General features: G+C 57.7%; 1 protein-coding gene. It reads left to right on the top strand.

Going from position 1 to position 1,097, the window contains the following annotated elements:
- Positions 1–24: 24 nt before the first annotated feature.
- Positions 25–1,097 (top strand): IS3 family transposase gene (locus JHC09_RS16790; protein WP_199532917.1). Its coding sequence is split into 2 segments (ribosomal slippage), with 1,074 coding nucleotides annotated over them: positions 25–277 and positions 277–1,097; the frame shifts between segments, so codons are not numbered across the junction. This gene is flagged as partial in the annotation.

The raw sequence follows: 1,097 nt of genomic DNA, 5'->3' as shown, positions 1-1,097 counted from the left end.
CTTGGTCGGGATATGGAGATTTCGATGAAGACGTCCAAGTTTACCGAGGCGCAGATCGCGTTCATTTTGAAGCAGGCGGAAGACGGTACGCCGGTGGCCGAGGTTTGCCGGAAGGCCGGACTTGCTGAAGCCACGTTTTATAATTGGCGTAAGCGCTATGCCGGGCTGATGCCCTCTGAGGTGAAGCGCTTGCGCCAACTCGAGGAGGAGAACGGCAAGCTCAAGCGCCTCGTTGCCGACCTGAGCTTGGACAAGGCCATGCTGCAGGATGTGCTTTCAAAAAAGCTCTAGGGCCTGCTCGCAAACGCGCCCTTGTCGATGAGGTACGCCAGACCTGGAATGCCTCGATCCGGACCGTATGCGGTGCGTTGCGGATCGAGAGGTCTCTGTATCACTACAAGGGCAAGCGTGGCGATCAGGCCGCTTTGAAGCTTAGGATCAAACATATCTGCGAGGCGCGCGTGCGGTACGGATACCGCCGTGTGCATGTTCTGTTGCGGCGGGAGGGTTGGGACGTGAACGCCAAAAGAATCTATCGCCTTTACAAAGAGATGAATCTTCAACTGCGCAACAAGGTGCCCAAGCGCCGGGTCAAAGCCAAGCTGCGCGCGGATCGCTCCCCGGCGACCACAACCAACCAAGTCTGGGCCATGGACTTTGTTCACGACCAGCTGGTGACCGGCCGCAAGTTGCGTATTCTGACCATCGTGGACACATGGTCTCGCTTCTCGCCAGCGACGGATCCGCGGTTCAGCTATCGTGGTGAGGACGTGGTTTTGGCTCTGGAAAAGGTCTGTGCCCAGATTGGCTATCCGCAGTCGATCCGGGTCGATCAGGGCTCCGAGTTTGTGTCCAAGGACCTCGACCTGTGGGCCTATCAGAAGGGCGTCGTGCTTGACTTCAGTCGGCCCGGCAAGCCAACGGATAATGCCTTCATTGAAAGCTTCAATGGCAAGTTCAGGGCCGAATGCCTGAACGCGCACTGGTTCCTGAGCCTTGACGACGCACGGGCAAAGATGGAGGAATGGCGTAAGGACTACAACGAGGTCCGCCCACACAGCGCCATCGGCAACAAACCGCCGATATCGCTCATGAAT

This window comes from Devosia sp. MC532, assembly GCF_016461625.1.
Classification (GTDB): Bacteria; Pseudomonadota; Alphaproteobacteria; order Rhizobiales; family Devosiaceae; genus Devosia.
The sequence above is the reverse complement of the archived record's forward strand: the minus strand, read 5'-3'. Positions and strand labels throughout refer to the sequence as shown.